This window comes from Bradyrhizobium sp. HKCCYLR20261 (genome assembly GCF_051168435.1).
Lineage (GTDB): Bacteria > Pseudomonadota > Alphaproteobacteria > Rhizobiales > Xanthobacteraceae > Bradyrhizobium.
Window position 1 is genome coordinate 268,481 of the sequence record NZ_JBNPUZ010000002.1, and the last position, 15,424, is coordinate 283,904.

The 15,424-nt window shown below is 65.5% G+C and carries 13 protein-coding genes; 8 read left to right on the forward strand and 5 right to left on the reverse strand.

The features are described from left to right. Positions 1–7 precede the first annotated feature (7 nt). Entirely contained in the window at positions 8–421 is a 414-nt protein-coding gene (locus ACQR1L_RS04885; RefSeq protein ID WP_434857264.1) for a hypothetical protein, read from the reverse strand. Here ACQR1L_RS04885 and ACQR1L_RS04890 point away from each other — a divergent pair. The 7 genes from ACQR1L_RS04890 to ACQR1L_RS04920 are packed head-to-tail and all read left to right on the forward strand — an operon-like array spanning position 362 to position 8,484. Continuing rightward, on the forward strand, positions 362–1,891 hold the full coding sequence (locus tag ACQR1L_RS04890; RefSeq protein WP_434856801.1) for an ABC transporter substrate-binding protein: 1,530 nt from the start codon (positions 362–364) through the stop codon (positions 1,889–1,891). The two genes, ACQR1L_RS04885 and ACQR1L_RS04890, sit on opposite strands and share 60 nt — an antisense overlap. Positions 1,892–1,912: 21 nt before the next feature. Then, a complete protein-coding gene (locus tag ACQR1L_RS04895; protein ID WP_434856802.1) occupies positions 1,913–3,094 on the forward strand; it encodes an acyl-CoA dehydrogenase family protein in 1,182 nt (393 codons plus the stop codon). 33 nt (positions 3,095–3,127) lie between these two features. Further along, positions 3,128–4,537: an LLM class flavin-dependent oxidoreductase gene (locus tag ACQR1L_RS04900; RefSeq protein WP_434856803.1), complete on the forward strand. Its 1,410-nt coding sequence runs from the start codon at positions 3,128–3,130 to the stop codon at positions 4,535–4,537. A gap of 39 nt (positions 4,538–4,576) precedes the next feature. After that, complete coding sequence (locus tag ACQR1L_RS04905) at positions 4,577–5,563, forward strand: ABC transporter permease (protein ID WP_434856804.1); 987 nt, start codon at positions 4,577–4,579, stop codon at positions 5,561–5,563. Further along, positions 5,563–6,546, forward strand: coding sequence for an ABC transporter permease (locus ACQR1L_RS04910; protein ID WP_434856805.1), 984 nt, complete (start codon positions 5,563–5,565; stop codon positions 6,544–6,546). The genes ACQR1L_RS04905 and ACQR1L_RS04910 overlap by 1 nt, the downstream gene beginning before the upstream one ends. 2 nt (positions 6,547–6,548) lie before the next feature. Next, the gene (locus tag ACQR1L_RS04915; RefSeq protein ID WP_434856806.1) at positions 6,549–7,556 is read left to right on the forward strand and encodes an ABC transporter ATP-binding protein; all 1,008 of its coding nucleotides are present in this window, start codon (positions 6,549–6,551) and stop codon (positions 7,554–7,556) included. Continuing rightward, positions 7,534–8,484: an ABC transporter ATP-binding protein gene (locus ACQR1L_RS04920; protein WP_434856807.1), complete on the forward strand. Its 951-nt coding sequence runs from the start codon at positions 7,534–7,536 to the stop codon at positions 8,482–8,484. The genes ACQR1L_RS04915 and ACQR1L_RS04920 overlap by 23 nt, the downstream gene beginning before the upstream one ends. Positions 8,485–8,538: 54 nt before the next feature. Here ACQR1L_RS04920 and ACQR1L_RS04925 read toward each other — a convergent pair whose 3' ends face one another. After that, entirely contained in the window at positions 8,539–8,730 is a 192-nt protein-coding gene (locus tag ACQR1L_RS04925) for a hypothetical protein (protein WP_434856808.1), read from the reverse strand. A 2,188-nt stretch (positions 8,731–10,918) separates the two neighbouring features. Here ACQR1L_RS04925 and ACQR1L_RS04930 point away from each other — a divergent pair. Further along, complete coding sequence (locus ACQR1L_RS04930; RefSeq protein WP_434856809.1) at positions 10,919–11,815, forward strand: oxidoreductase; 897 nt, start codon at positions 10,919–10,921, stop codon at positions 11,813–11,815. Positions 11,816–12,236: 421 nt separating this feature from the next. Here ACQR1L_RS04930 and ACQR1L_RS04935 read toward each other — a convergent pair whose 3' ends face one another. From ACQR1L_RS04935 to ACQR1L_RS04945, 3 genes are all read right to left on the reverse strand, one after another. Next, a complete protein-coding gene (locus tag ACQR1L_RS04935) occupies positions 12,237–12,557 on the reverse strand; it encodes a 4Fe-4S binding protein (RefSeq protein WP_434856810.1) in 321 nt (106 codons plus the stop codon). Further along, entirely contained in the window at positions 12,554–14,179 is a 1,626-nt protein-coding gene (locus ACQR1L_RS04940) for an FAD-dependent oxidoreductase (protein WP_434856811.1), read from the reverse strand. The genes ACQR1L_RS04935 and ACQR1L_RS04940 overlap by 4 nt, the downstream gene beginning before the upstream one ends. Positions 14,180–15,021: 842 nt before the next feature. After that, on the reverse strand, positions 15,022–15,363 hold the full coding sequence (locus ACQR1L_RS04945) for a hypothetical protein (RefSeq protein WP_434856812.1): 342 nt from the start codon (positions 15,361–15,363) through the stop codon (positions 15,022–15,024). Between the last annotated feature and the right edge of the window lie 61 nt (positions 15,364–15,424).

Genomic DNA, 15,424 nt, shown 5'->3' on the forward strand with positions numbered 1-15,424 from the left:
TCACCATTCACCACCGGTCCGACGCGCGATCGACGGTCGTCAACACCAAGTCATGCCCTTTGCTTCGCAAGGCCGTCACCGGCGCGCGACCTGACCAAGGGCTGCGCAATGATAGACATGACTGGTAGAGAATTTGCTTTTTTTGTTGCCCGCGATCACGCGTGATCGCATTCGCTCCGACGTGCATCAGCAACTGCATTGTTTTCATTTTCGATCCGTAAGCCCAACCGGATTGATTGATCAGTTGTTTGATGAATAACTCGCGCGATCGATTGTCACTTGATGAGAATAAATGATCCTCACGCGCCGCGAACTCAACAAAACCCTTCTGTTTGGAACGATCACCGCCGCTGCAGGTCCCATGCGAGCGTCGCAGGCTGCGGAGCCGCGGCGCGGCGGAACGCTCAACCTTGTGATCCAACCCGAGCCACCGATTCTGGTCAGCCTCACCCACACCGCGGGACCGACGACGCGGGTCAGCCCGAAGATCACCGAGGGTCTTCTGACCTTCGACCTCGACTTCAAACCGCGGCCGCAATTGGCGACCGACTGGCAGGTCAGCGAGGACGGCCTGCGCTATGCGTTCACTCTGCGGCGCGGCGTGAAGTGGCATGATGGCCGCGATTTCACCTCGGCCGACGTCGCCTATTCCATCGGCCTGCTCAAGCAGCATCATCCGCGTGGCCGCGGGACGCTGTCGTCGGTGCGCGAGGTCGAGACGCCCGACCAGCACACCGCCACCATCGTTCTGGACAAGCCCGCGCCCTATCTCCTGGCGGCACTGACAGCCTCGGAGTCGCCGATCGTTCCGCGCCACGTCTACGAGGGCAGCGATCCACTGAGCAATCCGAATGGGCGCGCGCCGATCGGCACCGGCCCGTTCGTGTTCAAGGAGTGGCAGCAGGGCAGCCACATCATTCTCGAACGCAATCCGAATTATTGGGACCCAGGCAAACCCTATCTCGACCGCATCGTCGTCCGCTTCATCGCCGACGCCAACGCGCGCGCGGTCGCGCTGGAGACGGGCGAGATTCATCTGGCGCCCGATACGCCGGTGCCACTGGGCCAAATCCAAGCGCTCAAAGCCAATCCGTCGCTGCTCATCGAGACTCGCGGCTACGACTACCAGCCGATCGTCTACCGTCTCGAATTCAATCTCGCCAATCCCTACTTCGCCAAGCGCGAGGTTCGCGCCGCCGTCGCCCACGCCGTCGATCGCGACGCCATCACCCGCGTCGTGTTCTACGGCTGGGGCCAGAACGCGCCCAGCGCCGTCAGCCCGGCCCTGAAACAGTTCTACAATCCGGACATCCCGCGCCACGATTTCGATCCAAAAAAAGCCGAGGCGCTGCTCGATGCCGCGGGTTATCCGCGCGGAGCGGACGGGACCCGCTTCAAGGTGTTCCACGACTACATGCCGTATAGCGAGGTCTACCAGCAGCTCGGCGCCTATACGCGCCAGGCGCTCGCCAATATCGGCATCGGTGTCACCTTGCGGGCGCAGGACGTGCCGACCTGGTTCAAGCGGACCTACACCAACCGCGACTTCGACTTCATGAGCAACGGTATGAGCCACTCGTTCGATCCGACGGTCGGCGTGCAGCGGCTGTACTGGTCCAAGAACTTCAAGCCCGGCGTGCCGTTCTCCAACGGCTCCGGCTACAGCAATCCGGAGGTCGATCGGCTGCTCGAGGCCGCTGCGGTCGAGAGCGATCCGGCCAAGCGCCGCGAGCTGTTCAAGGCGTTCCAGGTCATCGTCGCCACCGACCTGCCCGACGTCAATCTCGTCACCGGCGCCAATCTGACCATCGCCAATCGCAAGGTGCGCGACCACACCACCACGATCGACGGCCCGTCGGCGAACTTCGCCGACGTCTGGCTCGAGGCGTGATGGCGTGGGGAGAGACCATCGATGAGCTGTGATCTCGACACCTTGAACCCGCATTTCGCCAAGGCAGCAGCCCTGCGCGAGGTCTTTGCGCGGGACGCGGCGGAACGCGACCGTGCGGGCGGCAAGCCGCTGGTGCAATTGGCGCTGCTCAAGGACAGCGGCCTGTTGAACCTGCTGATCCCGCGCGACTACGGCGGCGCCGGCGAGCGCTGGTCGGCGGCGCTGAAGATCGTACGCGAGTTCGCCAAGGTCGACGGCGCCGTCGGGCATCTCTACGGCTATCATTTCGGCTCGCAGCACGCCGCCCATCTGCGCGGCACGCCCGAACAGGCGGCTGATACCTTCACGCGTTCGGCAGCCGGGAACTGGTTCTGGGGCAACACCGCCAACAGCTTTTCCAAGAGCCTGTTCGGCCGCCGCGACGGCGACGGCTATATACTCGACGGCTACCGGCCGTTCGCCTCGGGCTCGCATATCGCCGACTACCTGCAGATTGCCTGGGAGGACCGCGACACCGAACAGCGCAGCTTCGCGGTGATCCCGGCGACGCGCGACGGCATCCGCATCGAGAATGATTGGGACGGCTTTGGCCAGCGCCAGACCGGCAGCGGCCGGGTCACCTATGAGGGCGTGCGCGTCCACGATCACGAGGTGCTGTCCTACAAGCCCGATGGCGGCCGCCCCTACCAGACCATCACGCCGTTCCTGCAGCAGAGCACCCTGCTGAATGTCTTCATCGGCAGCGCGCAAGGCGCCCTGCTCACCGCCCGCGACTACACCCAGGACAAGTCGCGGCCGTGGATCCACTCGGGTGTCGAGCGGCACACCGACGATCCCTGGATCAAGCGCGTCTATGGCGAGCTCTACACCAAGGTGCGGGCCGCGACCTTGCTGGCCGACGATGCCGCCGCCACGCTCGATCGCGTCTGGGCGCGCGGGCGTGATCTGACCGCACGAGAGCGCGGCGAGGCCGCGGTCGCGATTGCCGGTGCCAATGTCCATGCCGGCGAGGTCGCGCTCGATGTCACCAGCCGGATCTTCGAGGTGATGGGCGCACGCTCGGCGACCATTGCGAACGGCTATGATCGCTTCTGGCGCAACGTGCGCATTCACACCCTGCACAACCCGGCGGAATACAAGACCCGCAATGTCGGCGACTGGTTTCTGACCGGCGCCCATCCCGAGCCGTCCGCATTCCAATAGGCGCGCGAGTGGCGCGATCGACGGAGAATTTGCTTGCCCAGGACACCCAAGACCATCGCCGTGAACGGCTTCGCGATCTTCAGCCCGGTGCATCTGTCGCCCGGCCTGTGGCGTCATCCGGACGACCGCTCGCTGGCGTTCGACACGCTCGGCTATTGGACCGACGTTGCGCGGACGCTCGAGGCCGGCAAGTTCGACTCGATCTTCATCGCCGACGGCATCGGCATCCACGACGTCTATGCCGGCAATGCCGATGCAGCGCTGAGCACCGCGGCGCAGATCCCGAAGCTCGACCCGATGCTGCTGGTCTCCGCCATGGCCGGTGTCACCGAGCATCTCGGCCTCGGCATCACCGCCTCGGTCTCCTACGAGCCGCCGTTCACTCTGGCGCGCCGCTTCTCGACGCTCGATCATCTGACGAAGGGGCGCGTCGCCTGGAACATCGTCACCGGCTATTCCGCGGCGGCCTCGCGCGCCGTCGGCCGCGCCGACATCATGGCGCATGATCCGCGCTACGATCTCGCCGACGAATTTCTCGACGCGGTCTATGCGCTGTGGGAAGGCAGCTGGGACGATGGCGCCGTGATCGCGGATCGCGACCGCGGCGTGTTCGCTGATCCCAGCCGCATCCGCAAAGTTCATCATCAGGGTCAGCACTTCAAGGTCGACGCCATCCACCTGGTGCATCCGTCGCCGCAGCGGACGCCGTTCCTGTTCCAGGCCGGCGCCTCCCACCGCGGCAAGGACTTTGCCGCGCGGCATGCCGAGGCGGTGTTTCTCGGTGAGCATTCGAAGACGCGCACCGCCGCCAATGTCGCGGAAACGCGAGCACGTGCGCAAACGTTCGGTCGCGATGCCCGTGACATCCGCTTCTTCGGCCTGATCACCGTGATCGTCGGCGAGACCCGCGCCGAGGCCGAGGCGAAATATCGCGACTACCAGCGCTACACCGACCCGAAGGGCGCACTGGCGCTGTTGTCCGGCTGGACCGGCATCGACCTGTCCCGCTACAGCCTCGATGATCCGTTCCCGACCATCAAGAAGGACAATGCGGTCACCTCGATGATCGACACCTTCGCGGCCGCCGAGCGCGTCTGGACCATCCGCGACATCATCTCGCACAATTTCATCGGCGGCCGCGGCCCTGTCGTGATCGGCTCGCCGGCCGAGGTCGCCGACGAGCTGCAGGCCTGGATCGCCGAGACCGACCTCGACGGCTTCAATCTGAGCTACGCGATCACGCCCGGCGGCTATCGCGACTTTGCCGATCTGGTCGTGCCGGAGCTGCAGCGCCGCGGCGTCTACAAGACCGACTACGCGCCCGGTACCCTGCGCGAGAAGACCTTCGGCGCCGGGAACGCGCGTCTGCCCGACACCCATCCGGCCGCCCGCTTTCGCTTCGATGCTGCGGCGTCGCGGTCGCAGGCGCTGGCGTCGGGCTGAGCAGGCGATGTCGACGCAAACCACGGTTCGGAGGACCACATGTCGAATGTGACCCGTCTTGCCAAGGTGCTGCGGCGGACGACCTTGCAGGCGGTGCCGACCGTGATCGGCATCGTCATCCTCAACTTCCTGCTGCTGCAGCTCGCACCCGGCGACGCCGCCGACGTGCTCGCGGGCGAATCGGGATCTGCGACGATGGAGACGGTCGCGGCGCTGCGGGCGCGGTTCGGGCTGGACCAGCCGGTGTTGATCCAGCTGATCGCCTATCTCGACAATCTCGCCCATTTCAGCCTCGGCTTCTCGCCGCGCTACAATCTGCCGGTCTCCGACATCATCGCGCAGCGGCTGCCGGGCACGGTCATCCTGATGCTGACGGCGCTCACCCTGGCGCTGGGCTTCGGCATCGCGCTCGGCACCGTGATGGCGACCTATGCCGGACGCTGGCCCGACCGGCTGATCTCGATCGGCATCACCTTGTTCTATTCGATCCCCGGCTTCTGGATCGGCCTGATGCTGATCCTGTTGTTCTCGGTCAAGCTCGGCTGGCTGCCGAGCGGCGGTTCCGGCACCATCGGCGCCAGCCTGTCGAGCGCCGAGCTGATCATCGACCGCGCGCGCTACATGGTGCTGCCGGCGCTGTCGCTCGCGCTGTTCTACATCGCGATCTATTCGCGGCTGACCCGCGCGGCGATGCTCGACGCGCAGACCCACGACTATGTCCGCACCGCCGCCGCCAAGGGCCTCTCCCCGTTCGCGATCACCGTCAGTCATGTGCTGCGCAACGCGCTGCTGCCGGTGACGACGGTGGCCGGCATGCATCTCGGCGGCCTGCTCGGCGGCGCCGTCGTCGTCGAGACCGTCTACAGCTGGCCCGGGCTCGGCCGCCTCGCCTTCGAGGCCGTGATGAGCCGCGATTTCAGCGTGCTGCTCGGCATCCTCCTGCTCTCCTCCCTGCTCGTGATCATCGCCAATGTGACGGTCGACCTGGTGCAGGCCTGGCTTGACCCGCGTATCGAGACCCGCTGATGCTCCAGATCAACACGCGCACCGCCCTGCTGCAGCCCGAGGCTGACACGCAGCCGATCGCCGTCTCGGCCGAAGTCAGCCCATCGTCCTGGCCGAACCTGCACGCGGCCGACACGCATGTGATCAGCGCGACCAGCCCGAATGTTCGCCGCCTCACTGTGCTCCGCCTGCTGCGCAATCCCTCCGTCGCAGCCGGCGGTGGGCTGCTGTCGCTGATCATCCTGGCCGCCGTGCTGGCACCCTGGCTGTATCCCGGCGATCCCCTCTCGATGGTGGCGCGGCCGCTGCTGTGGCCGGGCCAGAACGCCGCGTTTCCGTTCGGCACCGACTCGCTCGGCCGCGACGTCGCCGCCGGCCTGTTCCATGGTGCGCGGGTGTCGCTCCTGATCGGCGTCGTCGCCACCTCGATCGGCGTCAGCGTCGGCATCCTGGTCGGCGCGACAGCGGGATATCGCGGCGGCTGGATCGACGACGTGCTGGTGCGCGTCATCGAGCTGTTCCAGACCGTGCCGAGCTTCATCCTGCTGGTCGTGCTGGTCGCGATCGCGCAGCCCTCGATCCTCACCGTCACCTGGGCGATCGGCCTCGTCACCTGGCCGACCATCGCGCGGCTGGTCCGGGCCGAATTCCGCGTGCTGCGCGAGAAGGATTTTGTGATGGCCGCGCGCAGCCTCGGCTTCGGCCATGGCCGCATCGTGATCCGCGAGATCCTGCCCAACGCCCTGCCCGCGATCATCGTCACCGCGTCCGTCATGGTGGCGACCGCGATCCTGATGGAGGCGGCGCTGTCGTTTCTCGGCCTCGGCGACCCCAACGTCGTCAGCTGGGGCAGCATGATCGGCTCGGGCCGCGAGCTGATCCGCACCGCCTGGTATCTCACCGCGCTGCCCGGAATCGTCATCGTGCTCACCGTGCTGTCGCTGAACCTGATCGGCGACGGCCTGACCGACGTGCTCAATCCCCGCACCGGCGTGGAGCGCTGAGCATGGCGCCGCTGCTCGACATCGACGGCCTCACGATCAGCTTCCCCAGGGCGACGCCGGTCAAGGACCTCAGCTTCCGGATCGCCGAAGCTGAGACGCTCGCCATCGTCGGCGAATCCGGCTCGGGCAAATCGCTGACCGCGCTCGCCTTGATGCGGCTGCTGCCAAGGACGGCTGCTATCACCGAGGGCACGATCCGCTTCGCCGGCGAGGACCTCGTTAAGATCTCCGAGCCCGCGATGCGCGCGCGCCGCGGCCGCGACATCGCGATGATCTTCCAGGAGCCGATGACCTCGCTCAACCCGGTGCTCACGATCGGACGCCAGATCGGCGAGGTGCTGCGGCTGCATCGCGGGCTGACGCGCGCGCAGGCCCGGCGCGAGGCGCGCGACCTGCTCGATCTCGTCCGCATTCCCGATCCCGACCGCTGCCTCGACGATTATCCGCACCGGCTCTCCGGCGGCATGCGCCAGCGCGTGATGATCGCGATCGCGGTCGCCTGCCGGCCGAAGCTCCTGATCGCCGACGAGCCGACCACCGCGCTCGACGTCACCATCCAGGCCCAGGTGCTGGAGCTGCTCGACCGTCTCAGGCGCGAATTGTCGCTTGCGCTGCTGCTGATCACCCATGATCTCGGCGTCGTCGGCCAATGGGCCGACCGCGTCGTCGTGATGTATGCCGGACGCAAGGTCGAGGAGTCCCCGCCCGATCAGCTGTTCGCCGATCCGCTGCATCCCTACACGCAGGGCCTGCTCGCGGCGTCGCCGCGGCTGCACGACGATCTGCATTACCGCGACAGCCGCCTGTCCGAGATTCCCGGCAGCATCAGCTCCGCCGTCGCGCAACAGGGCTGCCCGTTCGTGCCGCGCTGCCCGCAGCGTCGCGACGTCTGCCGCACCGCCTTCCCGGATCAGCAGATCACAGGCCTCGGCCGCAGCGTCGCCTGCCATGCGGTCACGCCGCCGATCGCAACAGGACACTCGCGCCATGACGCTGCTCTCCGTCTCTGACCTCAGCACCACCTACACGTCGGGCCGCAGCGCCGTGCGCGCCGTCGACGGCGTGTCGCTCGAGATCGCGCGCGGCGAGACGATCGGCCTGGTCGGCGAATCCGGCTGCGGCAAGTCCACGCTCGGCAAGACCATCCTGCGGCTGGTCGAGCCGTCCGGCGGCCGCATCCTGTTCGACGGCGAGGATCTCACCGGGCTCTCGGAATCCGCGCTGCGCAGCCGGCGCAAGCGGCTGCAGATGGTGTTCCAGGATCCGTTCGCCTCGCTCAATCCGCGCCAGACCATCGGCGAGATCCTGAGCGCGCCGCTCGCCGTCCATGGCGTCAAATCGCGCGCCGAGCGGCAGCGCCGCATCGACGACATCCTCGCCCGCGTCGGCCTGCCGCCTGACAGCGCCGGGCGCTATCCGCATGAATTCTCCGGCGGCCAGCGCCAGCGCATCGGCATTGCCCGGGCGCTGATCCTGGGGCCTGACCTCATCATCTGCGACGAGCCGGTGTCGGCGCTGGATTTGTCGGTGCAGGCGCAGATCCTCAATCTGCTCGCCGAGCTGAAGCAGAGCCTCAATTTGTCGCTGCTGTTCATCTCGCACGACCTCTCCGTCGTCCGCTATCTCTCCGACCGCGTGCTGGTGATGTATCTCGGCCGCATCGTCGAGAGCGGCAGCCACACGCAGATCTGGCACCGGCCGCTGCATCCCTACACCAAGGCGCTGATCGACGCGGTGCCCGACCCCACCCGCCGCCGCTACGCCGCGCCGCTGCCCGGCGACCTGCCCGACCCGCGCAGCGTGGCCGGCGGCTGCCGCTTCGCCCCGCGCTGCCCGCTCGCCACCGACCTCTGCCGGACGCAGGACCCGCCGCTGCGCCCCGCCGCCGCCGGACATCACGTCGCCTGCCATCATGCCGAGCCGGCGCTGGTGTCTTGAGCGGCTCTGCTCGCGTTGCGTCACAAGTGAGCTGATGAGTGGCGTCTTCCACCGTCATTCCGGGGCAATCGTCAATGCGAAGCCGCAACGCGGCTTTGCGTTGGCGATTGAACCCGGAATCCCGAGCTTGTTGAAAATGAACGCAAGCCAATCTCGAGATTCCGGGTTCAAGGCCTCTCGGCCTTGCCCCGGAATGACAGTGGGCGGGACGAACAGCGCGTCGTCACAACGGATCAGGCAGCCCATCAGCGACGCTCCGATGCCTTGTGCCAAGACATCGTGCGCACGCCTTTCTCCACGCTTCAAACAGCAGGCATGGCTTCGCGATCTCGCGGCGATCTCCGCCCGAGTTGGTCCCTCACGTGAACCTCTTCGAGACGAAGAGGCGCAGGGAAGACCGGGAGCTTGCCGCCCCCATGGCCCCCGTGCGGAGAATAATGCACGGGGTAGGAACCACAGGTTCGGCCGAGACATCCCAGCCTTCCCTGCGCGACGGTTTTGCGGGTTATAGGCGCTCTCCCCGGGGACCGGCTGTCTTGCCCCCGTCGCCAGCGGATCATCACCACCAGCTTGGTCTCAGCGTCGGGAGACCAGGACCACACCACTTCGCCGTCGCATCACTCCGTCCGTCGGCCCGGCTGTGACACCCGGCTGCGAAGCAACGCGCCCGTCGCATCCCCGGCTCGACGCTTCATGACGATCGCGAAACGTCCCTCTTCGCGAGCCGGGATGCGCGGAAATGTGGAGGTGATTTGCCCGACGTGGCAAGAGAGAAGCCCGCGACAAACTGGCACGACGGGCAGTTGGCGCATGCGGGGCATGCAGGGATTGCCCGTCGGACAGATGACCAAGGAAAATGCCAGGGAAGCTACTTTCCCTTCAGCACCCACTTCTCACACGTCTAATACTGATCTAGAATTCGTCAAACTGGACGACAATAATTAGCCCGATTGGCGATTTTGCGGCACCATTGAACTACGCACATTTCATCTGCTCTGCCTCAAACAGACACGAGCGAGGCGTTTCAAATGGATATAGATGCCTATTTTAGAGACTTTTATGTAAGAACTAAGCCGCTATTCAATACGTCCGCTTTAACATACGCTGGACTTGCCACCTTATTTGGCGGCATCCCGCCACTTAGTTTACTGAAACGGCTATTCGAGTTCTGGACCGGAACGTCATTTAACCTATTCTGGCTACCTAAGATGCTACTAGCCGGATACCAATTTGTTCGCGACAAATTACTCAGCTATCTTTTGTCAGCCGCAAATCTGCTCTCTGATTTATTACCAGATCAAATCGCCATATACTTTAAAACGTTTATTCATCTTCTTTTTTCTAGCCTGGTGATAGACATACTGTCTCTCTGGATCATCATCGCATTCGGGATCTTTCGAGGCTCCCTGAAGAACAGAACCACCGATCGACAGCGGCTGAGGTCAGACCCCAACGGCTTTCGGAACTCATTGCGCGAGGCAGCACACCTAAATAACTTAGATCCCGACAAACTGATAGAGCGTGTAGAGACCGGCTTAGCTCCGGGCTTGAAGGCGAATGCCTACTTTTTCTACCGGTCACTCAGAAGCTGTATACGCTGACCACTTGTCGTCTACAGAAACATAAAGCAACTTGCGAAAAGGACCGGCAAGGAACATGCCGAAGTTCTTCTTTGGGAGTGGGGCCTGTCTCTATTTTACGCACTATTTGGAGCCACTACGTATTTAGTTTTGAGTGGCATCATCGCCAACTAAAGGAGCACTTTCCCACAAAAGCCACTCAACAACATTGGCTACGGCCCCTTATGCGTTCTTAGATTTTTTGCCACATGATCGACTGAACGCGACTGTTGTAGTCGTTCGCGGCGGGCTTGTCAGATCAGAGCGCAAGTGTTGCAATTATTCCGGTTTCAGGCCTGCACCCTTGCCCCGGAGTAACGGTGGATGTGGCTCAGTCGCAAGAACCGGACACCAGCCAGCCCGTCTCCTCCCCTCACTGCCCAAACAGTCGGAAACTGCGATCCGCCTCGCGCAAATGCTCCGTCGAAGCGACGTCGCGGCGGTAGCTGCCGAGCAGGCCGCTCTGGCGGGCGGCGATGAGGTCGACGCCTTCGAGCTCGTCGGCGAAGGGCGAGACGAACAGCGCGTCCTCGGGGGTAATAGAGCTGGCACAGGAAGCAGGTCTGGCAGTCGGCCTAGCGGGCGATCACGGGAAGGTCATCGGGTCCGCATATCCAGACTGCGCAGGTCTTCCATCACACACGCAGCTGTCGTGACAATGACTTCGACATGCTGATGATCGACGTGGTAACGATCGTGCTTGGAAGGCGGTGACGACCGCCGCCCTGATCCTGCTGATCCTGCCGCTTGCGCTGACGCTGCGGCCCCACCCCGCAGCCGCCGCAGCCACCAATGACAGTCTGGACAGAACAATCATGATCAGATCCGAAAAACCCGCCATCGCGCTCATCGGTCCGGGGGCCATCGGCACGACCATCGCGGCGGCGCTGCATGAGGCTGGGCGGACGCCTGCGATTTGCGGTCGCTCGCCGCACAGCCACCTGACGCTGCGTTTCGACGGCGGTGAGGTCGTCGTCCCCGGCCCCGTGCGGACGGATCCGACCGAGATCACAACGCCGTTCGATCTGGTCTTCGTCGCGGTGAAGTCGACACAGATCGCGACGGCGGCGCCGTGGCTTTCGGCTTTGTGTCACGCGCAGACGGTCGTCTGCGTGCTGCAGAACGGCGTCGAGCAGAAAGACCTGATCGCGCCGCATGTGCCCGGCAGCCCGGTGCTGCCCTCGGTGGTGTGGTTCCCCGCGCAGCGCGAGCCGGACGCCTCGGTCTGGCTGCGCGCAACGCCGCGCCTCACCGTGCCGGACACGCCGGCGACCGATGTGGTGCTGGCGGCGTTGCAGGGGACGCGGTGTTCGGTCGATGTCGCCGCGGATTTCACCTCGGTTGCGTGGCGCAAGCTTTTGCAAAATGCGGTGGCGGGCTTGATGGTTCTGGCGGGGCGTCGTGCCGGCATGTTCTCCCGCGACGACATCACCGGCTTGGCGCTCGCCTATCTGCGGGAATGTCTTGCGGTCGCCCGGGCGGAGGGCGCGGTGCTGGGCGACGAGGTGCCGCAGGAGATCGTCGACAAGTTTCATGCGCTCCCGGCTGACATGGGCACATCCATCCTCGCCGACCGGCAGGCGGGACAGCCGCTCGAATGGGACATCCGCAACGGCGTCGTGCAGCGCTATGGCCGGTCCCACGGCGTCCCGACGCCGATCAGCGATCTCGTCGTGCCGCTTCTGGCAGCCGCCAGCGATGGCCCTGGTTGACTGCACCCTCTCCCTTTGTGGGCAGGGCTATCGCATATGACGATCGCAGCATTGGACTCGTGTCTCTCCGCGTCGTCATGGCCGGGCTTGTCCCGGCCATCCACGTCGCACGGCATACTGAGAACGACGTGGATGCCCGGGACAAGCCCGGGCATGACGGTGTAACTCAGTTGCAGGATCGTTCGTCGCGAAAGCTCAGAACTCCATATGCGATAGCCCTGCCTTGTGGGAGATGGTGGCTTCGATGCGTCGCATCGAAGCCGGGTGAACGGTCTCTCTGCACACCGGAAGCGTTGCTGTGGAGACAACCCCTCACCGGACCGAGACTGACGCTGATGCCAGCGTAGCCCTCTCCCACAAGGCAAGAGCGCGCAATCACGGGCAGCGGTTGCACTCCGGGCGGCCGGCCTGCCTCATTCCCTCACTGCCCGAACAGCCGGAAGCTGCGATCAGCGTCGCGCAGATGCTCCGTCTCATCAGTCCACCCCACCGCGCGGCGGTAGCTGCCGAGCAGGCCGCTCTGGCGGGCGGCGATGAGGTCAACGCCTTCGAGCTGGTCGGCGAAGGGCGAGACGAACAGCGCATCCTCGGGGCAATAGAGCTCGCACAGGAAGCAGGTCTGGCAATCGGCCTGGCGGGCGATCACGGGAAGGCCTTCCGTCTTGTCGAAGACGTTGGTCGGACAGGCCGTGACGCAGATGTTGCAGCCGGTGCAGCGCTCGGGATCGATGATCTCGATCATTCCGCGGCCTCCACCAGCGCGCCCTCGTCGTGTGGGCGTGGCGCGGTCCAGACCTCGTCGAGGCCGCCCGTGGTGACGTAGTGACGCTGCCGCGAATCCGCTTGCGGATGATCCTCGCGCCAATGCATGCCGCGGCTCTCGGTGCGCGCCAGCGCGCTGCGATACATCCAGCGCGCGGTGGCGAGCATCGCCGCGCCTTCGCGGGTTCGGATCAGATCCGGCCAGGCCGCGGCGTCGGCTTCGCTCACCTCGCGCCACAGGCGGTCGAGGCGGCCGAGCGAGGCGGTCAGCCGGTCGGCGGTGCGGAAATAGTTGATCTCGTACGGATACGCTTCGTCCTGCACGGCGCGGGCGAGCCGCGCCGGATCGAGCGCGCGCTGCGGCGCCGCCTGCAGGCCGGCCGTGCCAGCGCGCCGCACCGATGTCTGAGGCGACCGCCTGGTGTGGAGCGCGTAGTCGGCCGCGCCGCGGCCCGCAAAACTGCCGGAGGAGATCGCCCAGGCGGCGTTGTGGCTGCCGCCGCCGGTGAAGCCGCCGCAGATCAGCTCGCGCGTCGCGGCATCGCCGGCCGCGTAGAGGCCGGGCACCGTGGTGGCGCAGCTGTCGTCTGTGATGCGCAGGCCGCCGGTGCCGCGGATCGTGCCCTCCAGCCGCAGGGTGATCGGGAAGCGATCCGTGAACGGATCGATGCCGGTGCGGTCATAAGGCAGGAAGAAGTTCGGCTGCGAGGCGCGCATCGTCGCGCGCACCTGCTCGTCCGCCTTGTCGAGCTGCGCATAGACCGGGCCCTGCAGGAGCGCACGCGCGATCGCCTTGCGGCCGCCCTTCGACGCCGCGCCGGGAACGACGCTGCCATCCTCATAGGTGAAGGTGGCCCAGCCGAAGAACAGCGTCTTGGTGACCGAGCCGAAAGCGGCCGAGATCGCATAGGCGTTGGAGAACTCCATGCCGCTGAATTCGGCGCCGGCCTCCGCCGCCATCAGATAGCCGTCGCCGGTGAGGCCGTTGGAGCCGAGCGTCTTGCTCAGGAACGCGCAGCCGCCGGTGGCTATGACGACGGCGCCCGCGCGCACCGTCCAGCTGTCCTCGTGCTGGCGGCGCACGCCGCTGGCGCCGGCCACCGCGCCGCTGTCGTCGACCACGAGCTCCAGCGCCGGGCTGTGATCGAGGATGGTGACACCGGCCGATTTGGTCCGCTTGCGCATCAGCCGCATGTATTCCGGCCCCTGCAGCGAGGTGCGCCGGGGCTGGCCGTCGTCGCCGGGCGGATAGGGATAGCCCCAGTCCGACAGGCGGTTGCTCTGCGCATAGGTCTCGTCGAGCACGCGCGCCATCCAGCGCCGGCTCTGCAGATAGCCGCCCGCCGCCTCGCGGCTCGCCATCGCCGCCTCGCGCTGCGCCGGCGCCGGGTCGACATACCAGACGCCGGTGCCCGACGGCGCCGTCGCGCCCGATGTGCCGCAGAAACCCTTGTCGGCGAGCACGACGCGCGCGCCGCGCTCGGCGGCGCTGATCGCGGCCCAGGTGCCGGCGGGGCCGCCGCCCAGCACCAGCACATCGGCCTCGAACGTCACGCCGGCGGGATCGTTGCGCCGCTCCGCGCGCGGCCTGATGGCAACCATGAGCAAGCTCCGAACGAGTCAATGGATGAAACAGTGATGCGACATCGTCGTTCAGCTGGTCAGTCCAGGCAATTCCACAGTTCGGCGATTGCGAGCAGGCGCGTGCTCGGTTGCCGGGAGGATGGAGAATTTTTGTTTGAAGATGCTTGAACCGCTCGAGGCGAGACGGCGCTCGCTTGTGAGGGGCGACGCGCCCTTTCCTTCGTCATCGCGAGCGTAGCGAAGCAATCCAGGGCGGCGGGCGGGACTCTGGATTGCTTCGCTGCGCTCGCAATGACGCGGGGCTGATAGTTGAGACGGCGCTCGCCTGCGTCTCGCGGGGCTGGCAGTCGCGCCGGCGCTCGCCCGCGTGAGGTGCGACGCGGCCTCTCCTCCGTCATTGCGAGCGTAGCGAAGCAATCCAGGGGCGGTGGGCGGGATCCTGGATTGCTTCGCTGCGCTCGCAATGACGCGGGGCTGATAGTTGAGACGGCGCTCGCCTGCGTCTCGCGGGGCTGGCAGTCGCGCCGGCGCTCGCCTGCGTGAGGTGCGACGCAGCCCCTCCTCCGTCATTGCGAGCGTAGCGAAGCAATCCAGGGCCGGAGGGCGGGATCCTGGATTGCTTCGCTTCGCTCGCAATGACGCGGGGCTGATAGTGGAGACGAACAGCAACATCGTCTCTGTCGTTGAGTGCGTCCGCTATAACAGACGAACTTCTGATATCACGGCCAAACCCGATGCTGCGCTGCGCGAGGCCGTCGCTTTGTCGGAGGAAAGCGAAAGGCGGTATTCATCTATTCTTGCCGGCACCTGCAGCGCGATTAGTCTCTGGATCAGCAGAACGACAGCACGATCGTTCTCAGTCAGTGGAGACTTCCGATGAACGCCGCAATGCAGATGATGCCGATGCCCGCGATGATGGGCGGAATGATGAACCCGATGATGTCCGGCATGATGCCGATGTCCGGCGGCATGATGCCGATGGGGAACATGATGCCCGGCATGCCGATGATGCCGATGCCCATGCCGATGATGGCCTGCCAGATGAAATGCACGATGACACCTGATGGCATGACCTGCGAGATGATGCCGATGGACGCCGCCATGAAGGACATGTTCATGAAGTGCTGCGAATCGATGATGTCGATGATGCAGATGGGCATGCCGATGATGATGTGCTGCGGCGGCATGATGATGATGTGCATGCCGATGAAGGCCGCCTGATCGGCGCGAGCGGCGGTGCCGGCCTGTCGCCTGCCGCTCGAT